The organism is Corynebacterium nuruki S6-4 (genome assembly GCF_007970465.1).
Lineage (GTDB): Bacteria > Actinomycetota > Actinomycetes > Mycobacteriales > Mycobacteriaceae > Corynebacterium > Corynebacterium nuruki.
Genome location: NZ_CP042429.1, coordinates 2,595,242 through 2,620,471 on the forward strand (window position 1 = coordinate 2,595,242; position 25,230 = coordinate 2,620,471).

Genomic DNA, 25,230 nt, shown 5'->3' on the forward strand with positions numbered 1-25,230 from the left:
AGGGCCTCAGTCCAGGGTGAGGTGCATCTCCTGGTGCTCGATGCCCTCCACGGTGAACGCGTCGCCGACCGGTTCGAAGCCGTAGGAGGCGTAGAACGGCTCGGTGGCGACCTGGGCGTCGATCTTCACGACGGCCTTCTGGAGTGTCGGGTCGAGGGCTGCGGCACGGCCGCGGGCGACCTCGAGACTGTTCTCCACGATCTGGCGGGCGAAGCCGTAGCCGCGGAAGTCCTGGTGGACGCACAGTCGGCCGATCTGCTGTTCCTCGGGCGGGCCGAAGACGCGGGCGGTGCCGACGAGTTTGAGCGGGGAGCCCGGGTCCGGGGTGCCCCAGCGGAAGTCGGGGGCGTGTCCGGGGTGCACGTAGGCGAGGATGTGATGGGTGCCGGGGTCGGCATCCGCATCGTCGATCTCCGCGAAGGTCGTCTGCTGTTCATTGACGAAGATGTCCACGCGCAGCTTGTACAGGGCATGGACCTGTCCCGGTTGCATGGCGAGCAGCTGCTTGCCGGTGATGTGGATCTCGGGGGCGTCTGTCATGTGACCAGGATAACCCGCCGGGGTGGGAGACCGGGGCGGGACACTGACATTTCCCTCCGTCGGTCACCCCTCCTGACCTACTGTTTCGTTCAGGAAAGTGGCGTGCCGGGCGGTGGCTACGCCTTCACGCGGGCCTCACCGGACGAGTAGTGCACCATCTCGTCGATGGAGCGCACCTTCTTGCGCTCGCGACCCTCGGGCTCACCGAGCGACCGCTCGTGGGCGTCGAGGTTGTACCAGCCCTCCCAGGTCGTGTAGTCGATGCCCCGGTCGTGGAGCAGCTCGATGGCGTCGTCCTCGGTCGGAGCCTCCGGCTGGAAACCGATCCCGTTCTCCTGGTCCTCCAGGAGGTTGGCGACCGCCTGGTTGGCGTCCCCCTTGGTGTTGCCGATGAGGCCCACGGGGCCGCGGCGCACCCAGCCGGTGGTGTACAGCCCGGGGATGGTCTCCCGCAGTTCGGCCTCCGGGTCGGCGGAGCCGGGCACGCCGGCGATGCCGTCGGCGGTCGGCCCCTCGGTGAGGACGCGGCCACCGACGTTGGGGATGACCAGTTCCTTCTCGTCCCACGGGACGCCCGGCTGCTCGTCGGACTTGTAGCCGACTGCGCGGTAGACGTCACCGACGGGCCATTCGGTGAGCTGGCCGGTGCCGACCACGCGGCCGTCCTGGTACTCGGTGCGCTCGGTGACCAGCGCGGTCACCTGGCCGTTGTCGGACTTGACCTCGACCGGCTGCTCGAAGAAGTGGAGGTAGAGCTTGTGCGGGGCGTCCTTCGGGTCGGCGACCGCGTAGTTCTCCAGGATGGTGCACACCTGGTCGGTGATCTTGGAGTTGCGGCGGGCCTCCATGGACGCCTCGTCGTAGTCGATGTCCTCCGGGTTGACGACGACTTCGATCGTGTCGGAGTGGTTGAGCTCCTTGAGCTCCAGGGGGGTGAACTTGGCCTGGGCCGGTCCGCGGCGTCCGAAGACGTGCACGTCGCGGGCCTGGTTGTTCTTCAGCGACTCGTAGACGTTGTCCGGGATCTCGGTGACGAGCAGTTCGTCGCCGGTCTTCGCCAGGATGCGCGCGATGTCGAGGCCGACATTGCCGACACCGATGACGGCGACGGCCTCGGCGGGCTGTGCCCAGGACTCGGAGAAGTGCGGGTTCGCGTCGTAGAAACCGACGAACTTGCCGGCGCCGATGGTGTGCTCGCCGCCGGGGATCTTCAGCTCGCGGTCGTCGGTGGCGCCGGTGGCGTAGATGACGGCGTCGTAGTGCTTCTTCAGGTCGTCGAGGGTGATGTCCTCACCGACGTTGACGTTGCCGAGCAGTCGGATCTGGGGCTTGTCGAGGACCCGGTGGAGGCTCTTGATGATGCCCTTGATGCGGGGGTGGTCCGGGGCGACGCCGTAGCGGATGAGCCCGAACGGGGCGGGCATCCGCTCGTAGAGGTCGATGGAGACGTCCTGCCCTGACTTCATCAGGGCGTCCGAGGCGTAGATGCCGGCCGGGCCGGATCCGATGACGGCGACGCGCAGCGGTCGGGTGTCAGACATGAATACGTAGGTCCAATCGTTGGTGACAGTACTTCCATGTTAGCCTGCCCTGACTTTCCAGGTAAGAGGGCGGGACGTGCGGAAGAATGCGGGCAGGGTTGGCTTGCCGGTAGTGTAGACCGCTTTGTCTGTTCGGTGCAAGGTGAGTCATGGAGGTTGCGGTTGAGGGCGTCCTGCGTTGTGTATCTGGACCGAGCGGTCTAGTGTGGGACGCCGACGAACCCTAGACTGACCAGTCTGTACCGAGAGAAGGGGACCTATGACGACGGCGACTGAGACGCCTTCCCGGGTGTCTGACCAGTTGGACGCCGCCCGGGAGGGCGTGCGTGAGGCGACGGCGGCCAAGGACCGGGCCGTGGACGCCGCCCGGGACGCCGCGGCAGCGACGAAAGCCGACCCCGGCGATGCCGCGCTGGCCGACCGTGCCCGGGACACCCGCAACGCCCGGCGCCGCGCCGAACGTGCCCTGAAGAAGGCGGAGGACGCACTCGCCGAGCTGCAGGACGCTGCGACTGAGGAACCGGCCGAAGCGCCGGCTGAGGCGCAGGACCCGGTGGCGGCGGCGCGTGCCGGACTGGCCCGTGCCGAGCAGGAGCAGGAGGCCCTCGCAGCGGCGACGGTCCGGGCGGACGCCGCGGCCGACGCGGATCCCGACAACTCCGACCTGTTCGCCGCCGCCCGCAAGGCCCGGTGGGACCAGCTGAAGGCCGGCAAGGCCGTCCAGAAGGCCACCGCCGCGCTGGAGAAGGCCCTCGCCGAGGCCCCGGCGGAGGAAGCCCCGGCGGAGGAAGCCCCGGCCGAGGAGACCCCGGTTGAAGCGGCGCCGGCCGACAACGGCCCGCTGACCGTCGCCGAGGCGGAGAACCGCCTCGCGGAGGCCGCCGCCGCCGTCGAATCGGCCGAGGCGGCCGCGGAGTCGGACCCGGCGGACAAGAAGCTCGGGGCGGTGGCCCGGCGTGCCCGCGCCGCCCAGCGCAAGGCGACCCGGGCGCTGAAGAAGGCCAGGACCGCTGCGGCCCTCGCCGGCGACGACGATGCCGACGGTGCCGAAGCCACTGACGGCACTGAAGGCACTGAAGGCACTGACGCTGCCACGGACGCCGGGGACGACGCAGAAGCCGCCGCCCCGGTCGCCGCCCCGGCTGTACCGGCCGCACCGCTGCAGGACACGCTGGCGCTGGTCAGTTCCGGTGCATCGGTCCTGGCCGTCGCCGCCGACGCCTCGGAGCGGGCAGCTGCCGCTGACCCGGACAACGCCCTGCTCGCCGAGGCTGCCCGCGCGGCCCGGGCGGCCGCACAGCAGGCGGCACAGGCGGTCGCCGCCGCTGCGGCACTGCACGGTGCGGCTCCCGCGACCGCCGCTGCCGTGACCGCGGCTCCCGAACCTGCCGCACCGCAGGCCGCTGAAACTGACACCCCCGGGGAGTCGGAGGAGCAGGAAGCCGCTGCCGCCCCCGCCGAGGACCCGGCCGTCGCCGCCGCCCGTGAGGTTCTCGCCGAGGCCGAGCGGACGAAGGAGGAGCTCGCCGCCGCGACGCTCAGGGCGGACGCCGCCGCCGAGGCCGACGAGGGCAACGCCGACCTGTTCGCCGCCGCCCGTAAGGCCCGCTGGGACGAACTGAAGGCCGGCAAGGCCGTCCAGAAGGCCACCGCCGCGCTGGAGAAGGCGATCGCGGACGCCCCGCCGGCCCCGAAGGTCCTCACCGAGGAGGAGAAGGACGACCGCCGGGCACCGAAGCCGCAGGGCCAGTGGCTCGTCGACGGCACCGAACCGCTCAACTACGATGAGCGCATCAAGGCGGAGGACGCCGGCATCGCCGTCGCCGACCGCGTCCGGAACATCTACTCGAAGCAGGGCTTCGACTCGATCCCGGCCGAGGACCTCGCCCCCCGGTTCAAGTGGATCGGCATGTACACCCAGCGTCGCCAGGACATGGACGGCGAGCAGACCGGCAACCTCACCAACGCCGAACTGCAGGACCGCTACTTCATGATGCGCATCCGTCTCGACGGCGGCCAGGTCACCCCGGAGCAGCTGCGTGTCATCGGCGGGATCTCCAGCGAGTTCGCCCGCGGCAGCGCCGACTTCACCGACCGGCAGAACATCCAGCTGCACTGGATCCGCATCGAGGACGTCCCGGAGATCTGGGACCGGCTCGCCACCGTCGGGCTGGACACCTTCTTCGGCTGCGGCGACGTGCCGCGCGTCATCCTCGGTTCGCCGGTCGCCGGTGTCTCGAAGGACGAGATCATCGACGCCACCCCGGCGATCCGCGAGATCACCGACAACTGGCTGATCCGCGACGAGTTCTCGAACCTGCCGCGCAAGTTCAAGACCGCGATCTCCGGCAACCGCCGCCAGGACGTCACCCACGAGATCCAGGACCTGTCCTTCATCGGGTCCGAGCACCCGGAGAAGGGACCCGGTTTCGACGTGTGGGTCGGCGGCGGACTGTCGACCAACCCGATGTTCGCCCAGCGGCTCGGCGTGTGGGTCTCCCGCGACGAGATCCCCGAGGTGTGGGCCGGGGTGGTGCGGATCTTCCGCGACTACGGCTACCGCAAGCTGCGTAACCGTGCCCGGCTGAAGTTCCTCGTCGCCGACTGGGGTGTGGAGAAGTTCCGCCGCATCCTCGAGGAGGACTACGTCGGGTACAAGCTCACCGACGGCCCCGAGCCGGAGGTCTGGCCCGGCTACCGCGACCACGTCGGCGTCCACGAGCAGAAGGACGGGAAGTTCTACGTCGGGGTCAAGCCCACCGTCGGGCACACCGAGGGTGACCAGCTCCAGCGGCTGGCGGACCTCGCCGAGGCCCACGGCGTGCACAACATCCGCACCACCCCGGACAAGGAACTGATCTTCCTCGACATCGAGGGCGACGACGTCGACGTGCTCACGGCTGACCTGGAGAAGGAGGGACTGTCCGCCAGGCCGTCCAGCTTCCGCCGCGACATCATCTCCTGCACCGGTCTGGAGTTCTGCAAGCTCGCCCTGGTCACCACCAAGCAGCGTGCGATCAGCCTCGCCGACCAGCTCGAGGCCCGGCTCGGTGACCTCGACGTGCCGCTGAAGATCAGTCTCAACGGCTGCCCGAACTCGTGCGCCCGCACCCAGGTCGCCGACATCGGCCTGAAGGGGCAGATCGTCACCGACGAGAACGGGCAGCGCGTCGAGGGCTTCCAGGTGCACCTCGGTGGTGCGCTGGGCATGCACCCCGACTGGGGCAAGAAGCTGCGCGGCCACAAGGTCACCTCCGCCGGACTGGACGACTACGTCGTCCGGGTCGTGGAGAACTACAAGGCCAACCGCAACGGTGCCGACGAGCAGTTCCGCGACTGGGTCCTGAGGGCGCCCGAGGAGCAGCTGCAGTGAGCGGCGCCAACGAGTCGATCGGCGGGAAGTCCGCGCACCCGAACCCCAGGAGAGCCACCGTGATGCACTGCCCGTACTGCGCCTCGGAGAATCTCTGGCCGGACACGGAGACCGACAACGCGTGGGAGTGCCGGGACTGCCGTCGGGTATTCTCCGTGAAACTTCACGGGCAGCTCAGCCGGGACCTGGGGTAGCCGTAGGGTACCCTCGTCCCTCATGGCGTCACGGCGGGATCAGCGGCAGGAACCAGCGCAGAAACCACAGCAGGGCAGGGAACTGTCCTCCGGCAGGCTCCGGGTCCGCTCCTCCCGGCTCCCCGCCCCGGACGATCCCCGGTGGCTGCTGAAGGTCGCCTTCAGCCAGCGCCCCCGGCAGTTCCTCGCCTCCGGCGGCATGCTGCTCGGCTTCATCTGCAACGCCACCACCTCGGTCGTCGTCGGCCGCGCCATCGACGATGCGGTCGCCACGGGCAACGTGGCGCACCTCGTCACCTGGGTCGGCGTCCTCGCCCTGCTGTTCCTGCTCAACGGTGTGTCCGTCTGGCTGGGGCGCCGGTACCTGGAGATGATCCTCCAGCAGGTCAGCCATGACCTGCGGACAGCCGTGACCGACCGGATCCAGGATCCCCGCGGTATCGGCGGGCCGGGGGCCGAGCGCACCGCCGGCGGGCTGCTGTCGATCGCCAGCACGGACGCCAACAAGGCGTCCGAGATCATCGTCATGACCGTCTTCCCGGTCGCCGAACTCGGCTCCATCCTCTACGTCGCCGCCGTCGTGCTCACCATCGACTGGCGGCTGGGGCTGGCCGTCCTCCTCGGCGCCCCGGCCGTGGTCCTGCTGTCGGTGCGGGCCGCCCGCCCGCTGCGCCACCGGGCCGGGCAGCGCCAGCAGGCCCTCGCCCGGACCGCGGCGGCCGCCACCGACGCCGTGCAGGGGCTGCGCATCATCAAAGGACTCGGCGTGGTCGCCACCATGCGGGACCGGTACCGCGGCTTCTCCGAGCGGGCCTACCGGGCGACCGTCGCCGCGAACGCCGCCGAGGCCCGGCTCACCGCCACCACCCAGTCGATCGGCGCGGTCTATGTCGTGGCGGTCGGCGTCGCCGCCGGCTGGCTGGCCCTGCACGACGGTCTCAGCGTCGGTGAACTCATCACCGTCGTCGGACTGTCCCAGTACGTCGTCCACCCGATGACGATGCTGGGCCGCAACTTCGCCACCCGGGTCGCCATGTCCGCGGCGTCCGGACGCCGGGTGGTCGGCGTGCTGACCGCCCCGTACGCCGAGCCGGTCGAGGCGGACACGGCGACGACGGACGCCCTGCTCGCCGCGGTCCCCACCGGGATCACCGTCGTCCGCGACCTGGCCGCGGCGGAGACCGTGACCGGGGCACTGCGCCGGCTGCCCCGGCACCGCGTCATCGTCGCCCCGCACGCCGCCGACCTCTTCGACGGGCCGCTGCGCGACAACGTCCACCCCGTTCCGGCGGTCGCCGCCGAGGCACTCGAGGTCGCGGACTGCGCCGACATCCCCGGCGGTCCCGACCGGTCGGTGGGAGAGGGCGGCCGCCGTCTCTCCGGCGGACAGCGGCAGCGCGTCGCCCTCGCCCGGGCGCTCGCCGCCGACCCGGAACTGCTGGTGCTCACCGACCCCACCACCGCGGTGGACTCCGTCACCGAACAGGAGATCGCGGGGCGGGTGGCGGACCGCTACGCCGGGTCCGGGCACCGGCTGATCGTCATCTCCGAGGCACCCGCCTGGCGGGTCGTCGCCGACACCCGCTGGGACGCTGCGGACCTGGCGGGGGTGGTCGCATGACTGCGGCAGAACAGGCACACGCATTCCCGCTGGCGACCTGGTCGCAGGCCCGGCGGGACATCGTCCGCCAGCTGCGCGGCGTCCCCGGGGCGTGGTGGCAGGCGCTGCTCGCGGCGGTGCTGCTCGGTACCGGCGCATGGTGCACCGTCTCGGTGCCCCGGCTGATGGGGCGCATCGTCGACATCGCCACCTCCGGGACGGACGGGGACCTGTGGCGCACCGCGGGACTCATGGTCGCCGCCGCGGTCGGGGCGGGCGTCACCGACGGGGCCGGCTACTTCCTGCTGGCCCGACTGTCCGAACGGCTCATCGCCAACCTCCGCGAGGAGATGGTCGGCACCGCGCTCGGGCTGCCCATGCACCGGGTGGAGGACGCCGGCACGGGCGACGTCGTCAGCCGGTCCACCGACGATGTCGCGCAGACGTCCTCCGCGGTGATGGAGGTGCTGCCGGTGCTCTCCGGGGCGGTGTTCGTCATCGCGGCGACCGGGATCGGCCTGGTCACCGTCGACTGGCGGTTCCTCGCGGTGATCCTGCTCGTGTCGCCGGTGTACTGGTTCGCCGCGCGGTCCTACCTGCGCCGTGCCCCGGAACTGTTCGCCGCCGAGCGGGCGTCGATGGGGCTGCGGGCGCGCCGGGTCCTCGAGGCGATCCACGGGCGGGCCACGGTGCGGGCCTTCCGGACGGAGCACGACATGCACCGGCGCATCGGCGCGGCGTCCTGGTCGGTGGTCACCAACGCGGTCGGCGCGAACCGGGTCATGGTCCGGCTGCTCAACCGCATGCTCATCGCCGAGTTCGTGATGATCACCGCGACACTGGTGCTCGGATTCCTCCTCGTCGACCACGGGGTGCTCGGGGTCGGTGCGGTGACCGGCGCCGCCCTCATGATCATCCGCGTCCGGGGGCCGCTGCAGCAGGTCATGCGGGTGCTGGACGCCGCCCAGTCCGGCTACGCCTCACTGGCGCGCATCATCGGCGTGACGGTCGATCCGCCGCGTCCGGTCCCGGACGCCGGGGCGCCGGAGCCCCGCGGCGAGGTCGTCCTCGACGGGGTGGGGTTCCGCTACGGGGCGGACTCGCCGGACACCTGGGCGGTCACCGACGTGAGTTTCCGCATCGCGCCGGGGGCGACGGTGGCGCTGGTGGGGGCGTCGGGGGCCGGCAAGACGACGGTGGCCACCCTGCTGGCGGGGCTGCGGGAACCGACCGAGGGCACGGTGACGGTGGACGGGGTGCCGGTGACGACCCTGTCGGACGCCGAGCGGGCGACGCGGCTCGCGCTGGTCTCCCAGGAGGTGCACGTGTTCTCCGGGACGCTGCGTGACGACCTCACCCTGGCGGCGCCGGACGCGGGCGACGGACAGCTGCGGGAGGCGCTCGCGGCCGTCGGCGCGGACGGCTGGCTGGCGACGCTGCCGGACGGGTTGGACACGGAGGTCGGCAGCCGTGGGGTGGTCCCGGATCCGGTGGTGGCCCAGCAGCTCGCGCTGGCGCGGGTCCTGCTGCGGGACCCGAAGGTCGTCGTGCTCGACGAGGCGACGGCGGAGGCGGGGTCCGCCGGGGCCCGGGCGCTGGAGGACGCCGCCCGTCGGCTCACCGTGGGTCGCACGGCACTGACCGTCGCCCACCGGCTGGATCAGGCGCGGCAGGCCGACGAGATCCTCGTCATGGCGGACGGACGCATCGTGGAGCGGGGGACCCACGACGACCTGGTGGCGTCCGGCGGGCGCTATGCCGAGCTGTGGGCGGTGTGGTCGCAGGGCAGGTGACGGCAGCGACAGACAGACCCCTCGGTCTGGAAGTTTTATTCACCGTGACCTGTATATACAAATTGATCCTGTAGGGGTACGGAAAGTCCCTGTTGCTTGCGGTGGACCGAGTGGTCTAGTGTTGGTCGGCATCACCTAGACTGACCGGTCTGCACGCGCCGTGGTTGACGGCCGCGGCGGACGTGCGGTACCGGTCCACCGGACCAAGGAGAAGAGCGACAGGTATGACGGACACGGGATCCCTCGGCGGCTTCGCCGCGGCCACCGGACTCGTCGGCGCCGCCGCAGTGCCCCGCACGGGCTACCGGGACCCGGAGGTCAGTCCCTCCGGAGCGCCGACCACGACCACCCATCTCAGCCCCGAGCAGACCGCCGCCCACCGGGCGCTGGTCGACGAATGGAACGACCGTCTCGAAGGCCGCACCGCCGAAGAGATCATGGCCTGGGTCAACGACCACCTCACCGGGACCATCGCGGTGACGATGTCCATGCAGGACACGGTCCTCGCCGAACTGGCGCAGGGCCGGGTCCACGACGCGGAACTGGTGTTCCTCGACACCGGCTACCACTTCGACGAGACCATGGACGTCGCCCGCGAGGTCGACGAGCGGTACACGCTGCCGCTGCGCACCGTCGAACCGGTGCTCACCGTCGAGGAACAGACGGCGACCTACGGCCCGGACCTCTACCGGGACAATCCGACGGCCTGCTGCCGGATGCGCAAGGTCGAGCCGCTCGCCCGGATGCTCAACCCCTACGAGGCCTGGATCTCCGGGGTCAAGCGCGTCGACAGCGAGCTGCGGAAGAACACGCCCATCCTCGACGTCGACCGGACCGGCCGACTGAAGATCAATCCGATCGTCCAGTGGACCGACCAGGACGTCGAGGACTACATCGAGGCCCACGACCTCATCATCCACCCCCTGACCAGGCAGGGCTACCCGTCCATCGGGTGCGCCACCTGCACACTGCCCGTCGCCCCCGGCGAGGACCCCAGGTCCGGCCGCTGGGCCGGCTCCTCCAACACAGAATGCGGACTTCACCTGTGACTACTGCTACCTCTGAACAGACCCGACTCACCCCCCACCTCGCCGAGCTCGAGGCCGAGGCCATCGAGATCCTCCGCGAGGTCGCCGGCCAGTTCGACCGCCCCGCCCTGCTGTTCTCCTCCGGCAAGGACTCGGTCGTCGTCCTCGAACTGGCCAAGCGGGCCTTCGCCCCGGCCGCCGTGCCCTTCGAACTGCTGCACGTCGACACCGGCCACAACTTCCCCGAGGTCATCGCGTTCCGCGACCGGATCGCCCAGGACCCGCGCATCAGCCTGCACGTCGCCCACGTCCAGGACTGGATCGACTCCGGCGCCATCCAGGAGCGTCCGGACGGCACCCGCAACCCGCTGCAGACCGTGCCGCTCGTCGAGACGATCCAGGACCGCGGCTACGACGCGGTGCTGGGCGGCGCCCGCCGCGACGAGGAGAAGGCCCGCGCCAAGGAGCGCGTGTTCTCCGTGCGGGACTCCTTCGGCGGCTGGAACCCGCGCCGGCAGCGTCCGGAACTGTGGGGCCTCTACAACGGCGGCCACCAGGCCGGTGAGAACATCCGCGTCTTCCCGATCTCGAACTGGACCGAGGCGGACGTCTGGGAGTACCTCAAGGCCCGCGACGTCGAGATCCCCGAGATCTACTACGCCCACGAGCGGGAGGTCTTCAACCGCGGCGGCATGTGGCTGACCGCCGGTGACTGGGGCGGCCCGACCGACAAGGAGACCGTCGAGACCCGCACCGTGCGCTACCGCACCGTCGGCGACATGTCCTGCACCGGCGCCGTCCTCTCCGAGGCCCACACGATCGACGAGGTCATCGAGGAGATCCGCCTGTCCACCACCACCGAGCGCGGGGCCACCCGCGCCGACGACAAGCTGTCCGAGTCCTCCATGGAGGACCGCAAGAAGGAAGGCTACTTCTGATGACCGCCCCCACCGCCGCCCCCGCGCTGCCGACCCTCCGGCTCTGCACCGCCGGCTCCGTCGACGACGGCAAGTCCACCTTCGTCGGACGCCTCCTCCACGACACGAAGTCCATCCTCGCCGACCAGTTCGAGGCCGTCGAGCGCGTCTCCGCCGCCAAGGGCCTGGCCAACCCGGACCTCTCCCTGCTGGTCGACGGCCTGCGCGCCGAGCGGGAGCAGGGCATCACCATCGACGTGGCCTACCGCTACTTCGCGACCGACCGCCGGTCCTTCATCCTCGCGGACTGCCCCGGCCACGTGCAGTACACCCGGAACACCGTCACCGGACTGTCCACCTCGGAGCTGGTCATCGTCCTCATCGACGCCCGCAACGGCGTGATCGAGCAGACGAAGCGCCACCTCACCGTCGCCGGCATGATGCGCACCTCGCACGTCATCGTCGCGGTGAACAAGATCGACGCCGTCGACTTCTCGCAGGAGGTCTTCTCCCGCATCGAGGCCGACGTGCGGGCACTCGCCGACGACCTGGACCTGCCGAAGGTCGACGTCGTGCCGACCTCCGCGCTGCTCGGCGACAACGTCGTCACCCGCTCGGAGAACACGCCCTGGTACGACGGCCCCTCGGTCCTCGAGATCCTCGAGACCGCCCAGCCCGCCCGCATCAACGCGGGCAAGGTCCGCGGCCTCCGGTTCCCGGTGCAGGTCGTCATCCGGGACCACGCCACCGACTACCGCGGTTACGCCGGCCGACTGACCTCCGGGTCCGTCACGGTCGGTGACACGGTCAGCGTCGGCGGCGCCGACGGTCGCACCACCACCGTCGTCGGTATCGACGGCCCCGGTGGTCCGCAGGAGAGTGCGGAGCGCGGCGAGTCCGTGACCCTGCGCCTGGCCGACGACATCGACATCTCCCGTGGCGACCTCCTCGCCGAGGCCGTCGAGGGCGACGCGGTGCCGGCCCTGTCGAACCAGGTCACCGCGCTGGTGTTCCAGCTCGCCGAGACCCCGGTGCGGGTCCGCGGCAACGTACTGCTGCGCTACGGCACCTCGCTGGTCCGGGGACGGGTCGACGAGATCGTCCGCCGCGTCGACATTCTCGGCGGCGAGAACGAGGACCGCGGCGATGACCGGACCCTGCAGCTCAACGACATCGCCGAGGTGCGGATCACGGTGGCTGAGCCACTGCCGTTCGAGCCCTACCGCCGTGGCGGCCGGGTCGGTTCCTTCCTGCTGATCCAGCCGGGGTCGGGCGACACGCTGACCGCCGGTCTGGTCGAGGGGTAGCAGCCGGTGGCGGACGCCCTGATCTGCCTGGCGCACGGGTCACGGCACCCGCGGGCGGACGCCGCCGTCGCCGCCGTCGCGGCGGCGGCCGGGGGGATCCCGGCCTACCTCGACTTCTCCCCGCTGACACTGACCACCGTCAGCCACCTCCTCGCCGCGCGCGGCGAGCGGTCGGCGACAGTGGTCCCGCTGTTGTTCACCCGGGCCTTCCACCTGCGCCACGACGTCCCCGCCGCGATCGACGCGGCGCAGCGGGAGACCGGGGTCCGGCTGCACCTGGCAGGGGGGATCGGGACCGGCGACGATCTCGCCGGGGTGCTCGCCGGCACCGTGGCGGACGCCGCGGCCCGGGCCGGGGCCCCGGAATTCATCCTCTATTCCGTCGGTTCCGGGGATCCGCGTGCCAATGCCGCGGTCGCGGATCTGACGGCGCGGGTCGCGGCCCGGACCGGGCTGCCCGGGCAGCATCTCGTGGCGACCGGTCCCCGCGGTGGGGCGGCGCGGCTGCGGGCCGCGGTGGGGGACCGTCGACCGCTGGTGCAGCCGTTGTTCATCGCACCGGGGACGTTGTGGGACGCCGCCGTCGATGCACTGACGGGCACCGCCGCGGTGCCGGGCGTCCCGCTGGGGACGGCGGTCGCCCCGCTGGTGACCGCCCGAGCCGCAGGCACCCCCGTTCGCTGAGCGGCCACTGTGTCCCACATCGTGGGAACTGCGGTGGTACGGCCCACCATCCAAGTCCAAGGTGGGGGGATTCCGCAACCCCCGTCCCACTGTGGCGTTGGTCACCGCGTGTGTTTGGGGGCACAATAGTTGCGACGATGTCCCCAGTCCCCGTAAGGAGCATTTGTGACAGCCAACGCCGTTCTCAGCCCGATCGCCACCGCAGCAGGTCGCCGCAGCGATCTCATCGGTGCCCTCTCGACAGGCGAGGCGGGTGACGTCGGAACCGTCATCGACATCTTCGACACCCTGCGTCCCGCGGCCCCGGATTTCAGCGCGGCCCTCGACATCGCATTCGGCTGCGCCCCCGAGGGGCACGGCGTGCTCATCGGCACCGGCGAGCCGATGTTCGACTCGCGTCTTGCCGCCGCCGTCGGCGCTCCGCACTTCCTCGTCGCCGCCGGTGAGCAGGACCACCTCCAGCTCCAGCAGGTCTCAGGACAGCTCGTCCGGGTCGGGCGCGCCCCCCGCGGTATCGCCGTGATCGACGGGGCCCCGGCCGGCTCCGCGCTGGACGCCGAGGGCACCGCCGTCCCGTTCGTCAACCTCGACAAGGTCGACGACGCGGAACCCGGCACCCCGGTGGTCGGCCCGGAGGTCTTCGAGCGCAACCTGCTCATCCAGGCCCGCGCGGCGAAGGCGCACATCGTCCTGCCCGAGGGTGACGACGACCGCATCCTGCAGGCGGCCCACCAGCTGCTGGAGAAGAAGGTCTGCGACCTCACCATCCTCGGCGAACCCGCCGCGATGGCCGCCCGCGGCAAGGAGCTCGGCCTCGACCTCTCCGGCGCCACCCTCACCGACCCGACCGTCGGCGACGACCTCGAGCGCTTCGCCGAGGACTTCGCCGAGCTGCGCAAGGCCAAGGGCATCACCCTGGACGAGGCGCGCGAGACGATGAAGGACATCAGCTACTACGCCACGATGATGATCCACGAGGGCATGGCCGACGGCATGGTCTCCGGTGCGGCGCACACCACCGCGCACACCATCAAGCCGAGTTTCCAGATCATCAAGACGGTCCCGGAGGCCTCGATCGTCTCCTCGATCTTCCTCATGGTGATGGACGGCGTGCTGTGGGCCTTCGGCGACTGCGCCGTCAACCCGGACCCGACGCCCGCCCAGCTCGCCGAGATCGCCGTGGTCTCCGCGAAGACCGCCGCCCGGTTCGGCATCGACCCGAAGGTCGCCATGCTGTCCTACTCCACCGGGTCCTCCGGGGCCGGGGCCGGCGTCGAGGCCGTCGCCGAGGCCGTGACCGTCGCCCAGGAGAACGCCCCGGGGCTCAGCATCGACGGCCCGCTGCAGTTCGACGCGGCCGTCGTCGAGTCGGTCGGCGCGAAGAAGATGCCGGGGTCCGCCGTCGCGGGTCAGGCCACCGTCTTCGTCTTCCCGGACCTCAACTGCGGCAACATCACCTACAAGGCCGTCCAGCGCACCGCCGACGCGCTCGCCGTGGGCCCGATCCTGCAGGGCCTCAACAAGCCGGTCAACGACCTGTCACGCGGTGCCACCGTGCCCGACATCGTCAACACCGTCGCCATCACCGCCATCCAGGCCGGCAACTAACCTTCCACCGAAAGGCCAGCACATGACCAAGTACGTTCTCGTCCTCAACTCCGGTTCCTCCTCCATCAAGTTCCAGGTCCTCGACCTGGCGGAGGACCCCCAGGAGGGGCCGTTCCTCTCCGGTCTCGTCGAGCAGATCGGGGAGAGCCGCGGACACATCAAGATCATCACCGAGAACAACACGATCGAGGACCGGCGTCCGATCCTCAGCCACTCGGTGGGCCTGGAGCGTGCCTTCGGCATGATGTCCCTGCTGGGCGTCGGCCCGCAGGACCTGGACATCTGCGCGGTCGGTCACCGCGTGGTCCAGGGCGGATCGCTGTTCAACGAGCCGGTGCTCATCGACGACGACGTCAAGGAGAAGATCGGTTCGCTGATCCCGCTGGCGCCGCTGCACAACCCGGCCAACCTGGACGGGATCGAGAACGCCCAGTCGCTGCTGCCGGACGTGCCGCAGGTCGCCGTCTTCGACACCGCCTTCTTCCACTCCCTCCCGGAGGCCGCGTCCCGCTACGCCCTGGACCGCGAGGTCGCCGACCAGTACCACATCCGCCGCTACGGGGCGCACGGCACGAGCCACAAGTACGTCTCCGAGCTGGTCCCGGGGCTCATCGGCAAGGATCCGGCCGAGGTCAACCAGATCACCCTGCACCTGGGCAACGGTGCCTCCGCCTCCGCCATCCAGGGCGGCAAGGCGATCGACACCTCGATGGGCCTCACCCCGCTGGCCGGTCTGGTCATGGGTACCCGTACCGGTGACATCGACCCGTCGGTGATCTTCCACCTCACCCGTGAGGCGCACATGACCATCGACGAGATCGACACGCTGTTCAACCGTCGTTCGGGTCTGAAGGGGCTGTGCGGGGTCAACGACTTCCGGCTGCTGCAGGAGCTGATCAACGAGGGCGAGCAGGACGCCCAGGACGCCTACGACATCTACGTCCACCGGCTGCGCCAGTACGTCGGCTCCTACATGCTGGAGCTCGGCCGCCTCGACGCGATCACCTTCACCGCCGGTGTCGGTGAGAACCACGTCGGTATCCGCCGGGACAGCATGGCGAACCTGGAGAACTTCGGGATCCGTATCGACGACGCGCTCAACAACAACGAGGCGGGCGTCGAGGGACCCCGGATCATCTCCACCGACGATTCCGCGGTGAAGGTGCTCGTCGTCCCGACGAACGAGGAGCTGGCCATCGCCCGGTTCGCGCTGGCCCTCTCCGAGAAGGAGTGACGTCAGTCGTCACTGCCTGACTCTCCCGCGCCGTCTGCCCGACCCTCGAGGTCGCGCAGGCGGCGCCGCAGTTCACGGTCCTTCTCCCAGCGGGCGGTGACGTCGCGGAGCACCGCGGCGACCCCCTCGACGGCGCCGTCGGGGGTGTCGCCCTCCTTGAGCATGACGATGGAGAACTCCAGGGAGATCCGGCGCCCGTCCTTCGTCTGACCGGGGGCGGTGAGGGGCTCGGTGCCGTAGCGGGTCACGCCGGTCTCCATGACCCGGTCCCAGCCCGCCCAGTGCCGGCCCTGCAGTTTTTCGGGGATGATGAGGTCGAGTGACTGCCCCGTCGCCTCCGCGGCGGTCCAGCCGAACATGGTCTCCGCCGCACCGTTCCACAGCCGGATCCGTCCGTCGCGGCCGGCGTAGATGACCGCGTCGAGGGTGGAGCCGGCGATGATGCGGTCGGCGGTGGTCTTCTTCTCAGTCATGGGATGCTCCTGGCCAGTAGTGGCTGTCGGGGGTCTGTCGTGCACCGAAGATGGCCTGACCGACGCGGACGACGGTCGCGCCCTCCTCGACCGCGGTCTCGAAGTCCCCCGACATGCCCATCGAGAGTTCGCCGGGGCCGAGCAGGTCGGGGTCGGTCTCCCGCACGCGGTCGCGCAGGGTGCGCAGCAGGGTGAAACAGGGGCGCACGCGGTCGGCGTCCGCGGAGAAGACCGCGAGGGTCATCAGGCCGCGGACCTCGAGCCGGTCGTACGGGCGCAGCGCAGTGAGGAAGTCCGTCAGTTCTTCCGGTGCGATGCCGTACTTCTGGGGTTCGGCGGAGGTGTTGACCTGGACGAACACGGGGAGTGTCCGGTCGACCGCCGCGAGCCGGCGGTCGAGGGTCGCGGCGATCCGCAGACTGTCGAGCGCCTGGAACTCGGCGGCGAAGGCGGCGACCTCGCGGGCCTTGTTGCGCTGCAGGTGGCCGATGAGGGACCACCGGATGCCGAGGTCACGCAGGGCGGCCTGTTTGCGGTCGGCCTCCTGCACCTTGTTCTCGCCGAGCTCGTGCAGGCCGGCCGCGGCGGCGGCACGCAGCCGCTCCTCGGGGACGGTCTTGCTCACCGGCAGCAGGCGGACCTCGGCCGGGTCCCGGCCCACCCGGTGGGTGGCCGCGGCGATCCGGTCCCGCACGGCCGTGACGTTCGCGGCGATCTGCGCGGCGGTGTCGGCGGTCGGCCAGTCCTGTGTGACATTTGGCATGTGTCAAAACTACCACGGGGCGCGGTAGCATGGGCCCCTGATGACCACACACAGCGCCGGGACCGGCCGGATCACCGGGCAGACGGCCGAGGGGATCGCCGGGAGCATCCGGCAGCTGGTGGACCGCGGCATCCTCGCCCCCGGGGATGCGCTCCCACCGGTCCGGACCCTGGCCGCGGACCTCGGGGTGCACCGCAACACCGTCGTCTCCGCCTACCGCACCCTCACCTCGGTCGGCGTCGCCGTCACCCGCGGTCGGGGCGGGACCTCGGTCGCCGACCCGACGCCCGTCGCCGAGGAGGGCGGTAGCGGGGACACCCGGTACACCGACGTCGCCTCCGGCAACCCGGGCGTCCGGTGGCTGCCGGACGCCGCCACCGTCGCCGACGTCGCCGCCGGGACGGCCCGTACGACCGACGGGCCCGTGCTCTACGGCACCGGCACCGTCGACCCCGCCCTGCGGGACGTGGCCGAGCGGTGGATCGCCGCCGACCGGCCGTGGCCGTTCACGCTGCATGTCACCGGCGGGGCGGTGGACGCGGTCGAACGGCTCCTCGCCCAGGAACTGTCCCGCGGCGATGCCGTCGCCCTGGAGGACCCCTGCTTCCTCACCAGCGTCAACACCGTCCGCCTCGCCGGCTACCGGACCGTCCCGGTCCCGGTGGACGCCGAGGGGATGACCCCGGCCGGGCTCCGCGCGGCACTGGCGGCGGGGGTGCGGGCGGTCGTCTGCACCCCGCGGGCCCACAATCCGACCGGCGCCTCACTCACCGCGCCGCGCGCCGCCGAACTCCGCCGGATCCTCGCGGACCACCCCTGGGTGCTCGTCATCGAGGACGACCACTTCTCCCTGCTCTCCGCGCAGCCCTACCGTCCGGTCATCGGGGCGGGGCAGCAGCGCTGGGCACTGGTCCGGTCCGTCTCCAAGTTCCTCGGCCCGGACCTCCGGCTCGCCGTCGTCGCCTGTGACGACCGGACCGCCGGACGCCTCGGCGCCCGGCTGAGCCCCGGGACGACCTGGGTCAGTCATCTGCTGCAACGGACCGCCGCAGGGCTCCTCACCGACGCGGGTGTCCGGGCCCGGATGTCCGCCGCCCGGGAGCACTACGCGCGGCAGAACCGGGCCTTCGTGCAGCTGCTCGCCGGGCGTGGGGTGACCGCGTCCGCCGGTGACGGGCTCAATGTGTGGGTCCGCACCGGCGGGGACGCCCGGGCGGTCGCCCGGCGGCTCGCCGACCGCGGATGGCTCGTGCGCCCCGGCGGCGAATTCGCCCTGACCCCCGGCACCGCCGCCGGGCACCTGCGGGTGACGGTCCATGATCTGGACGCCGCCGCGGCGTCCGCACTCGCCGACGACATCGCCGCGGCGGCGGGTGGCTAGAACCAGGGCTAGAACCAGGTCCGTGGCCGGATGTGGTTCGCCATGTCGACGAGCCGGTGCCGGTGCCGGGCGAACGGCGCCTGGTGGGCGAGTTCCCGCAGCCCCCGCTCCAGTCCGGTGCGCAGTCCCCGCTCCGTGAAGTCCACGTCGAAGAGCAGGCCGGCCGCACTGCCGGCCTCCGCGTCATCCCCGGCGTCCGGGTGGGAACGCAGCCAGTCGAGGGCCGCGGAGAGGACGGCGATCCGCATCTGCGGGATCCGGGGTTCGGTCGTGGGCAGCAGGTCGAGCCGGCGGGCGGCGCGCCGGATCCGCGACTCGCTGAGGTTCCCGGCGTCCGAGATGAGCATGAGCACCGTGGTGAGCCGTGCGGTCTCGTGGTGCCGGGAGTTCGCGGGCACCTTGTCGAGGACGGCGACGGCGGCGTCCACCAGCCCCTCCGCCTGCAGTTGCCGGGACATCCCGAACGCCGACGAGACCGTCGTGGGGTTCGTCGCCCACACCAGGCCGTACAGCCGGATGGCGTGGAACCGCAGTGCCACCGGATCCTGGGAGAGGTGCGTCCACCCGGGGACGGTGACCGAGTCATCGAGCGGGACGCCCTGCGAGTACGTCAGGGCCAGTGCAGAGCGGCGGACGTCGGCGTCGAGCAGGCCGACCGTGTTCACACCCTGGCTCTGCAGCAGCAGCTCGTCGGTGGCGGCCAGCGCGAGTTTCGGCGCCGGCTCACCCGGCAGGATGTTGAGCACCGTGTTGAAGTTGGCCTGCGCCCCGACGAAGTCACCGGTCAGCAGGGCGCAGATGCCGGACAACCACTGGTGGCGCCAGTCGCGCCCCATGTCCTCCGCCATGGTCCGCAGCATCTCCTCCGCCTCGGTGGTCATGCCGAGGTCGAGCTGGGCGCGGACGACGGTCAGCGGGATCTCGCGGGACGCCGCCATGTCCGGCTGCCGGCGGGCGGCCTCGAGGGTGTCGAGGATCTCGCCCGGTTCGGTGAGACTGGCGGCGGAGAGCAGTGCCGCCCCCGGGTCGGACGGGTCGGTCAGCGGGATCGGCAGGGCGGCGACGACCTCCGGGGCGGTGATCTCCACCGACCGTTCGATGCCGTCGAGCAACTGGTCGGTGCGGAACAGCAGGTGGTTGGTGCCGAAGGTGGAACGCTGTGCGGTGAAGCGGGTGTCGAGGTGGGGGAACTGCCGGCCGTCCCGGATGGCCAGGACCTCCCGCAGCACACCGATGAGCTGGTCGGCCATGGTCCGCGCCGAGGAGAACCGGTTCTCCGGGTCCGGGTCGGTGGCCCGCAGCAGCAGCCGGTAGAGGGAGAGGTACCGGCGGAACAGCGGTTCCTCGTCCGGGGACGGCAGTCCGTCGTCGTACACGCCGTCGGTGACCGGGAGCCGGACGATGAGGCTCGCCAGGGTGCGGCCCACGGTGTAGATGTCACTGGCGACGGTGGGGCCGGTGGTGGCGATCTCGGGGGCCTGGAACCCCTTCGTCCCGAAGATGTGGCCGTAGGCGCCGATGCCGGAGACGGCGCCGAGGTCGATGAGTTTGACCTGGTCCTCGGTGATGATGATGTTGTCCGGCTTGAGGTCGTTGTAGACCACCCCGCGGGAATGGAGGTAGTCGAGGGCCGGGAGGACCTCGAGGAGGTAGCCCACGGCCGTGTCCACCGGCAGGGTGTTGTCCGGCTGCCGGCGGCGGCGGTGGCGCAGTGAGGGGCCGCCGACGTACTCCATCACGATGAACCCGCCGGCACTGCGGCTGTCGTCGATGAAGTTGAAGATCTTGACGATGCCGGGGTGGGTGATGTCGGCGAGGAAGGCGCGCTCCGATTCGGCGACCGCCCGGTCCTGCATCGTCGACGCCGCCATCATGCCCTTGAGCACCACCCACCGGTCCGAGACATTGTGGTCCACGGCGAGGTAGATCCAGCCCATCCCGCCGTGGGCGATGGGACCGCGGATCTCGTACTGGCCGGCGACGATGTCACCGGGGGCGAGCGTCGGGGCCTCCGTCCCCGCCTCGACCGCCGGCGTCGGGTCGATGACCGCGTCCTCCGGGTCGGTGGGCGGGATGAACGGCAGGCGGACCATGCCGCCGGCGACCTCCGCGCCGCGTCGGGAGGTGCCGCGGCGGCGACGGAACGTCGACAATGCCTCCTGCCGGCTGCGTTCGCTGGACGCCTCCGCGAGCTCCTCCGGGGTGGGGCCGGGGGTGGGGCCGGTGGCCGCGGTGCTGTCGTCCCAGTCACCCCAGTCGTCGTCCCCGTCCTCGTCGTCGTCGGCGAAGGGGTCGAAGAAGGTGGCCGCGGTGGCCTGGTCCGGCTCCGGGTCTGAACCGGTGGTGGGGTCGGGCGTGGGGTCGGGCGTGGGTCCGGTGGTGGGTTCGTTGTCGTCACTCATCGGGGGCGGGCCTCTGTCGTCGGAGCTGAAGGTGCTGAAGGTGCTGAAGGTGCTGAAGGTGCTGAGGATGCTGCAGCCTCACGCCGGTACCGGTCCAGGTCGGCGGAACCGCGGTCGTCGCGGTACACGGCGTCCGGCGGGGTGTCGGGGCCGAGATAGGGGGCGAGCCACCGGCTGTACAACCGGTCCCAGGTCCCGTCCGTGCGGAGTCGCTCGAGGGTGGTGTTGATCTGGCGGACCAGGGGGGCGGTGTCCCGGACGGTCTCGGGGGCGGTGGCGACCGCGTAGTCGACGGATCCGCCTGTGCCTCCTGTACTTCCTGTGCCCCGGGGTGAGACGAGTTCGGTGTTCGGGTCCTGCGCCTGCAGCCCCGACAGGATGGCGGCATCGGAGTAGGTCGCGTCCGCCTGGCCCCGCTGCATCGCCATGAGACAGTCCGGCCAGGTCCGGGTGGCCAGCACCTGGCGGTGGGGGACGTCGGCGTAGACCTCCTGGGCGTTGGTCGAGCCGCGGGTGACGCAGACGGTCCGGTCGGCGAGGTCGTCGACACCGGTGACGCCCGAATCCCGGGGGACGAGTATCCGGGGTGAGGTCCGCAGGTACGGGGTCGAGAACTCGACGCCCGCCTGTCGCGCGCGGGTCACGGTCATCGTCCGGACCACGATGTCCACGTCCCCGTCACGCAGTGCGGACTCCCGGTCCCCGCCCTCGATGTACCGGAAGTCGACCCGGCCGGGGTCGCCGAAGATGTCGCGGGCGATCTCGTGGGCGATGTCGACCTCGAAACCGGCCATGTCGCCGGTGACCGGGTCGCGGTAGCCCAGCCCGTTCGTCGACTGGGAGACACCCACGATGAGCCGTCCCCGTCCGACGATGTCGGGCACCCGCTGGTCGGCGGTCGCGTCGTCGGGGCGCAGTGACCCCCACGGCGCACCGCCGGAGTCACCGGGCTGCGGGTCGAGGTCGGTGTTGCCGAGTGCGGCACCGTCGGGGAGCCCGAGCGTGGGCTCCGGTGGCGCCGGCCAGTCCTGGAGATCGGGGCCGCCGCCGCAGGACGACAGTGTCAGGGCGGAGACGGTGGCCGCGGCGAGGAGGGCGGCGGCGGAGCACAGGCGGACCATCACAGGTACTCCTGGAGGCGGGGGCGGGTGCCCTGGATGACGAGGACGATGGACAGCAGGGACAGGACGAGGACGAGGGCGGTGGTCCGCTGGGCGGTCCCGCGGCTGTCGGACAGGAACTCGCGCAGGTCACCGCGGGACTGGTCGATGAGGTCCTGCAGGTCGCCGTCGAGGTTGTCGAAGGCGCGGCTGACGTTCGCCGGGCCGCTGTCCCCGAGCGTCGCGGCGACCGCGCCGGAGTAGTCACCGCGACGCAGCATCGCGGCCATCTGCGCGTGGGCACTGTCCCAGCCGCGGAGCTGCTCCCGGGCCTCGTCGATGCCGGCGTTCCCCGCGTCCCCGGCGAGGTCCCCGCGCAGCTGTTCGAGCCCGCCGTCGACGGCGGCGACCCGCTCCGAGAAGCTGGTCTGACTGTCCTGCGTCGCGTCCCGCTGCACCAGGCCGAGGATCTCGGTGGTGCGGGCCTGCTGGGCGTTGATCCGCAGGGACGTGAGCGTCTGCAGCGGCTGCGCCGCCCCGGTCACCCCACGGGATCCGGCGTTCCAGGTGGTCAGGGCCGACGCACCCGCCCACGCCAGGGCGATGATCATGAGGACGGTCGCCGCCAGGTAACCGGGGTTGAGCCGCCGGTTCGTCCAGGCGGACAGCCAGAACTGGGCGATGACCAGCAGGACCACCGCGGCGACGAGGCCGGAGAGGGCGAACCAGCTCGGTCTGGTCAGCGTCGACTGCCGGTCGGTGACCGCGGAACTGGTGATGTCGTAGAGCTCCGCCGCGGCGGGCAGGATCTCGTTCTGCATCATGGTGGACGCCTGGGTGATGTAGGCGGCGCCCAACGGATAGCCCTGCCGGTTGTTCGCGCCCGCCTCGGTCACCATGCTGACGTACAGCGGCAGCTTCTCCTGGATCTCGAGGATGAGCGCCATCGGCCGGCTGCCGGGCTCGTCGATCCCCGCGGCGGCGCGCACGACGGCCCGGGACGCCGTGTCCAGCGCCTGCCGGTACTCCGGACGGGTGTCGGCGGTGCGCGACGAGTCGTCGAGGAAGCCCGAGGTGGCCACCGTGTCGGCGACGGACAGCGAGTTGTACAGCTCCTGGGAGGCGAACGACACCGGCTCGGTCTTGTTGACCAGTGTGTTCAGGTCGGACTGCCGGCTCGACGAGGACCACACCATGGCGCCGCCCGCGGCGAGGAGCGCCAGGGTGAGGACGATCGAGACCACGGTGAGCAGGCCCGGTGTCTCCGAGGTGAAGCGCAGGAAACGGCGGGGCGCCTCCACCAGCGGGGTGAAGATGTGGAGCCGGCGCACCCGGGTGTCCGGGGCGTCCTCGTCCATCCACCGGTCGGCGTCCCGCCGGGGGGAGGCCCCGCCGTTCACGGCACCGACGCCGGCCGCACCACCGTGACCGGCATCACCCGGGGCGGGGCTGGTCGGCGCGACAGTTTCGGGGGCGGACATGTCGGTCAGTCTACCCTGCATCCGGTATGGCACGATGGCAGACATGATCGAGGTTGAATCACTGACGAAACGGTACGGTGCCGCCACCGCCGTGGAGGACCTGTCCTTCACGGTGGAGTCCGGCATCGTCACCGGCTTCCTGGGGCCCAACGGCGCCGGAAAGTCCACGACGATGAGGATGATCGTCGGTCTCGACCGGCCGACATCGGGTCGCGCGACCATCAACGGCGCCGCCTACGGCGAACTGGAGAAACCGTTGACCCAGGTCGGCACCCTGCTGGACGCCAAATGGGTCCACCCCAACCGCAGCGCCGCCAACCACCTGCGCTGGCTCGCCGCCGCCAACGGGATCGACCGGAAGCGGGTGGACGAGGTCCTCGGTCTGGTCGGCCTCTCCGACGTCGCCGGCCGGAAGGCCGGGAAGTTCTCCCTCGGCATGGGGCAGCGGCTGGGGCTCGCTGCGGCGCTGCTCGGCGACCCGGGCACGCTCATCCTCGACGAGCCGGTCAACGGCCTCGACCCGGAGGGTATCCGCTGGGTCCGTGACTTTGTGCGCCACCTGGCGTCGGAGGGTCGCACGGTCCTCATCAGCTCGCACCTGCTGTCCGAGATGTCGATGACCGCCGACCGGCTCGTCGTCATCGGCCGCGGCCGGCTCGTGGCGGACACCACCACCCACGACTTCATCAGGAACTCCTCGGCGGCGACGACCGTGGTCCGGACCGATGCGGAGCACCTGCCGGAGCTGAAGAAGGCGCTCACGGCCGAGGGTGTCACCTTCACCGAATCCACCGACGACGACGGTCGGACGATCCTCGTCGCCGAGGAGCACGAGCCCGACGACATCGGCCGGGTCGCGTTCAGTTACGGGGTGCTGCTGCTGGAGCTCGCCGAGCGCCGCGCCTCCCTGGAGGACGCCTTCATGCGCATGACCGGTGATGCGGTCGACTACCAGTCCGTCGTCAACGGGGAGGGCAAGTGATGCTGGCACACACCATCAACGCGGAGTGGATCAAACTGCGGTCCACCCGGGGTATCTACTGGACCAGCGCGCTCGTCGTGCTGCTGTCCGTCGGCCTCTCCGCCTTTATCGGGTGGGCGAACGGCATGGGCATGCAGTCCGCGCTCGACGACAACGACACCGGCTTCCTGGCCACCGCCGGGAACCTGTTCACCTTCTCCGCCGGGCAGGCCGGCCTGCTGTCCTTCGGTTCCATGGTGATCATGATCCAGGCGGTGCTCACCGTCACCGGCGACTACGGGAACTCCACGGTGAAACTGTCGGTGCTGGCGGCGCCGGCACGGTGGCAGGTGGCCGTGGCGAAGTTCCTGGTCTACGGCGCCCTCGCCGTGGTCCTGGCCCTGATCTCCGCCGTCGTCAGTGCGGTGCTGGGCCACGCGCTCGCCGCCGGCCAGCTCGACGACCCCTCGATCGCCGACGGCATGGCCCTGTCGGCCGATGACGCCTGGAAGACCATCGGCATGATCGTCGTCTACGTCCTCGGCGCGGTCGCACTGTGCACCGGGGTCGGCTACCTCGTCCGCCGGACGGCCGGGGCGATGGCGATCGTGCTGCTGTGGGTGCTGGTGCTGGAGGACCTCACCGGTCTGCTGCCGGATTCGGTCAGCCGGTACATCACACCGTTCCTGCCGTTCAAGAACATCAGCGCCGCGATCTCCGGCAACGATCTGGAGCACGCCCCGTGGGGGCAGGGCGGCTCGCTGATCTACTACGTCGTGATCTGCCTGGTGATCTTCGTCGGCGGCATCGTCGCACTGCGGAAGCGGGACGCCTGACCGGTCCTGTCCCG

Annotated in this window: 20 protein-coding genes; 13 read left to right on the forward strand and 7 right to left on the reverse strand. The window is 71.0% G+C overall.

Annotation, left to right across the window (positions count from 1 at the left end; all coding sequences use genetic code 11):
* Positions 1–6: 6 nt before the first annotated feature.
* Positions 7–540 (reverse strand): GNAT family N-acetyltransferase, encoded by a 534-nt coding sequence (locus FSW06_RS11580; protein WP_010120324.1) that lies wholly within the window; start codon positions 538–540, stop codon positions 7–9.
* Positions 541–656: 116 nt separating this feature from the next.
* Positions 657–2,081, reverse strand: coding sequence for an FAD-dependent oxidoreductase (locus FSW06_RS11585; RefSeq protein WP_010120323.1), 1,425 nt, complete (start codon positions 2,079–2,081; stop codon positions 657–659).
* A gap of 259 nt (positions 2,082–2,340) precedes the next feature.
* Here FSW06_RS11585 and FSW06_RS15080 point away from each other — a divergent pair, with 259 nt between their 5' ends.
* The 10 genes from FSW06_RS15080 (at position 2,341) to FSW06_RS11640 (ending at position 15,819) form a co-directional block, all read left to right on the forward strand.
* On the forward strand, positions 2,341–5,454 hold the full coding sequence (locus FSW06_RS15080; protein ID WP_029449454.1) for a nitrite/sulfite reductase: 3,114 nt from the start codon (positions 2,341–2,343) through the stop codon (positions 5,452–5,454).
* Positions 5,451–5,648 carry a hypothetical protein gene (locus FSW06_RS11600; protein ID WP_010120321.1) on the forward strand — a complete coding sequence of 66 codons (198 nt, stop codon included), beginning with the start codon at positions 5,451–5,453 and terminating at the stop codon, positions 5,646–5,648. Before FSW06_RS15080 ends, FSW06_RS11600 begins: the two co-directional genes overlap by 4 nt.
* A gap of 22 nt (positions 5,649–5,670) precedes the next feature.
* Positions 5,671–7,269: an ABC transporter transmembrane domain-containing protein gene (locus FSW06_RS11605; protein WP_010120320.1), complete on the forward strand. Its 1,599-nt coding sequence runs from the start codon at positions 5,671–5,673 to the stop codon at positions 7,267–7,269.
* Positions 7,266–9,041, forward strand: coding sequence for an ABC transporter ATP-binding protein (locus FSW06_RS11610; RefSeq protein WP_010120318.1), 1,776 nt, complete (start codon positions 7,266–7,268; stop codon positions 9,039–9,041). Before FSW06_RS11605 ends, FSW06_RS11610 begins: the two co-directional genes overlap by 4 nt.
* A gap of 224 nt (positions 9,042–9,265) precedes the next feature.
* Positions 9,266–10,090, forward strand: a complete 825-nt coding sequence (locus FSW06_RS11615) for a phosphoadenylyl-sulfate reductase (protein ID WP_010120317.1) — start codon at positions 9,266–9,268, stop codon at positions 10,088–10,090.
* On the forward strand, positions 10,072–11,007 hold the full coding sequence (gene cysD / locus FSW06_RS11620; RefSeq protein WP_029449452.1) for a sulfate adenylyltransferase subunit CysD: 936 nt from the start codon (positions 10,072–10,074) through the stop codon (positions 11,005–11,007). The genes FSW06_RS11615 and cysD overlap by 19 nt, the downstream gene beginning before the upstream one ends.
* Entirely contained in the window at positions 11,007–12,293 is a 1,287-nt protein-coding gene (locus FSW06_RS11625) for a sulfate adenylyltransferase subunit 1 (RefSeq protein ID WP_010120313.1), read from the forward strand. The genes cysD and FSW06_RS11625 overlap by 1 nt, the downstream gene beginning before the upstream one ends.
* A gap of 6 nt (positions 12,294–12,299) precedes the next feature.
* The gene (locus FSW06_RS11630) at positions 12,300–12,977 is read left to right on the forward strand and encodes a sirohydrochlorin chelatase (protein ID WP_010120310.1); all 678 of its coding nucleotides are present in this window, start codon (positions 12,300–12,302) and stop codon (positions 12,975–12,977) included.
* 165 nt (positions 12,978–13,142) lie between these two features.
* Positions 13,143–14,585 (forward strand): phosphate acetyltransferase, encoded by a 1,443-nt coding sequence (gene pta, locus FSW06_RS11635; RefSeq protein ID WP_010120308.1) that lies wholly within the window; start codon positions 13,143–13,145, stop codon positions 14,583–14,585.
* 22 nt (positions 14,586–14,607) lie between these two features.
* Positions 14,608–15,819, forward strand: a complete 1,212-nt coding sequence (locus FSW06_RS11640) for an acetate kinase (RefSeq protein ID WP_010120306.1) — start codon at positions 14,608–14,610, stop codon at positions 15,817–15,819.
* Positions 15,820–15,821: 2 nt separating this feature from the next.
* Here the strand turns inward: FSW06_RS11640 and FSW06_RS11645 are convergent, their stop codons facing one another.
* Both FSW06_RS11645 and FSW06_RS11650 read right to left on the reverse strand, forming a co-directional pair.
* Entirely contained in the window at positions 15,822–16,292 is a 471-nt protein-coding gene (locus tag FSW06_RS11645; protein ID WP_010120304.1) for a PAS domain S-box protein, read from the reverse strand.
* Positions 16,285–17,055, reverse strand: a complete 771-nt coding sequence (locus FSW06_RS11650) for a YggS family pyridoxal phosphate-dependent enzyme (RefSeq protein ID WP_010120302.1) — start codon at positions 17,053–17,055, stop codon at positions 16,285–16,287. Before FSW06_RS11650 ends, FSW06_RS11645 begins: the two co-directional genes overlap by 8 nt.
* A 40-nt stretch (positions 17,056–17,095) precedes the next feature.
* On the opposite strand from FSW06_RS11650, the gene FSW06_RS11655 reads away from it, so the two are divergent.
* On the forward strand, positions 17,096–18,436 hold the full coding sequence (locus FSW06_RS11655) for an aminotransferase class I/II-fold pyridoxal phosphate-dependent enzyme (protein WP_010120301.1): 1,341 nt from the start codon (positions 17,096–17,098) through the stop codon (positions 18,434–18,436).
* An 8-nt stretch (positions 18,437–18,444) separates the two neighbouring features.
* Here the strand turns inward: FSW06_RS11655 and FSW06_RS11660 are convergent, their stop codons facing one another.
* Genes FSW06_RS11660 through FSW06_RS11670 form a run of 3 tightly spaced genes read right to left on the reverse strand, consistent with a single transcriptional unit; the run spans position 18,445 to position 23,419 of the window.
* The gene (locus FSW06_RS11660) at positions 18,445–20,838 is read right to left on the reverse strand and encodes a serine/threonine protein kinase (RefSeq protein WP_010120300.1); all 2,394 of its coding nucleotides are present in this window, start codon (positions 20,836–20,838) and stop codon (positions 18,445–18,447) included.
* Entirely contained in the window at positions 20,835–21,959 is a 1,125-nt protein-coding gene (locus FSW06_RS11665) for a glutamate ABC transporter substrate-binding protein (protein ID WP_010120299.1), read from the reverse strand. The genes FSW06_RS11660 and FSW06_RS11665 overlap by 4 nt, the downstream gene beginning before the upstream one ends.
* Positions 21,959–23,419, reverse strand: a complete 1,461-nt coding sequence (locus tag FSW06_RS11670; RefSeq protein ID WP_010120298.1) for an MCP four helix bundle domain-containing protein — start codon at positions 23,417–23,419, stop codon at positions 21,959–21,961. Before FSW06_RS11670 ends, FSW06_RS11665 begins: the two co-directional genes overlap by 1 nt.
* A gap of 43 nt (positions 23,420–23,462) precedes the next feature.
* Here FSW06_RS11670 and FSW06_RS11675 point away from each other — a divergent pair, with 43 nt between their 5' ends.
* Together FSW06_RS11675 and FSW06_RS11680 are read left to right on the forward strand one after the other, a co-directional pair.
* Positions 23,463–24,401: an ABC transporter ATP-binding protein gene (locus tag FSW06_RS11675; RefSeq protein ID WP_040430148.1), complete on the forward strand. Its 939-nt coding sequence runs from the start codon at positions 23,463–23,465 to the stop codon at positions 24,399–24,401.
* Positions 24,401–25,216, forward strand: a complete 816-nt coding sequence (locus FSW06_RS11680; RefSeq protein ID WP_010120296.1) for an ABC-2 transporter permease — start codon at positions 24,401–24,403, stop codon at positions 25,214–25,216. The genes FSW06_RS11675 and FSW06_RS11680 overlap by 1 nt, the downstream gene beginning before the upstream one ends.
* Positions 25,217–25,230: the final 14 nt, after the last annotated feature.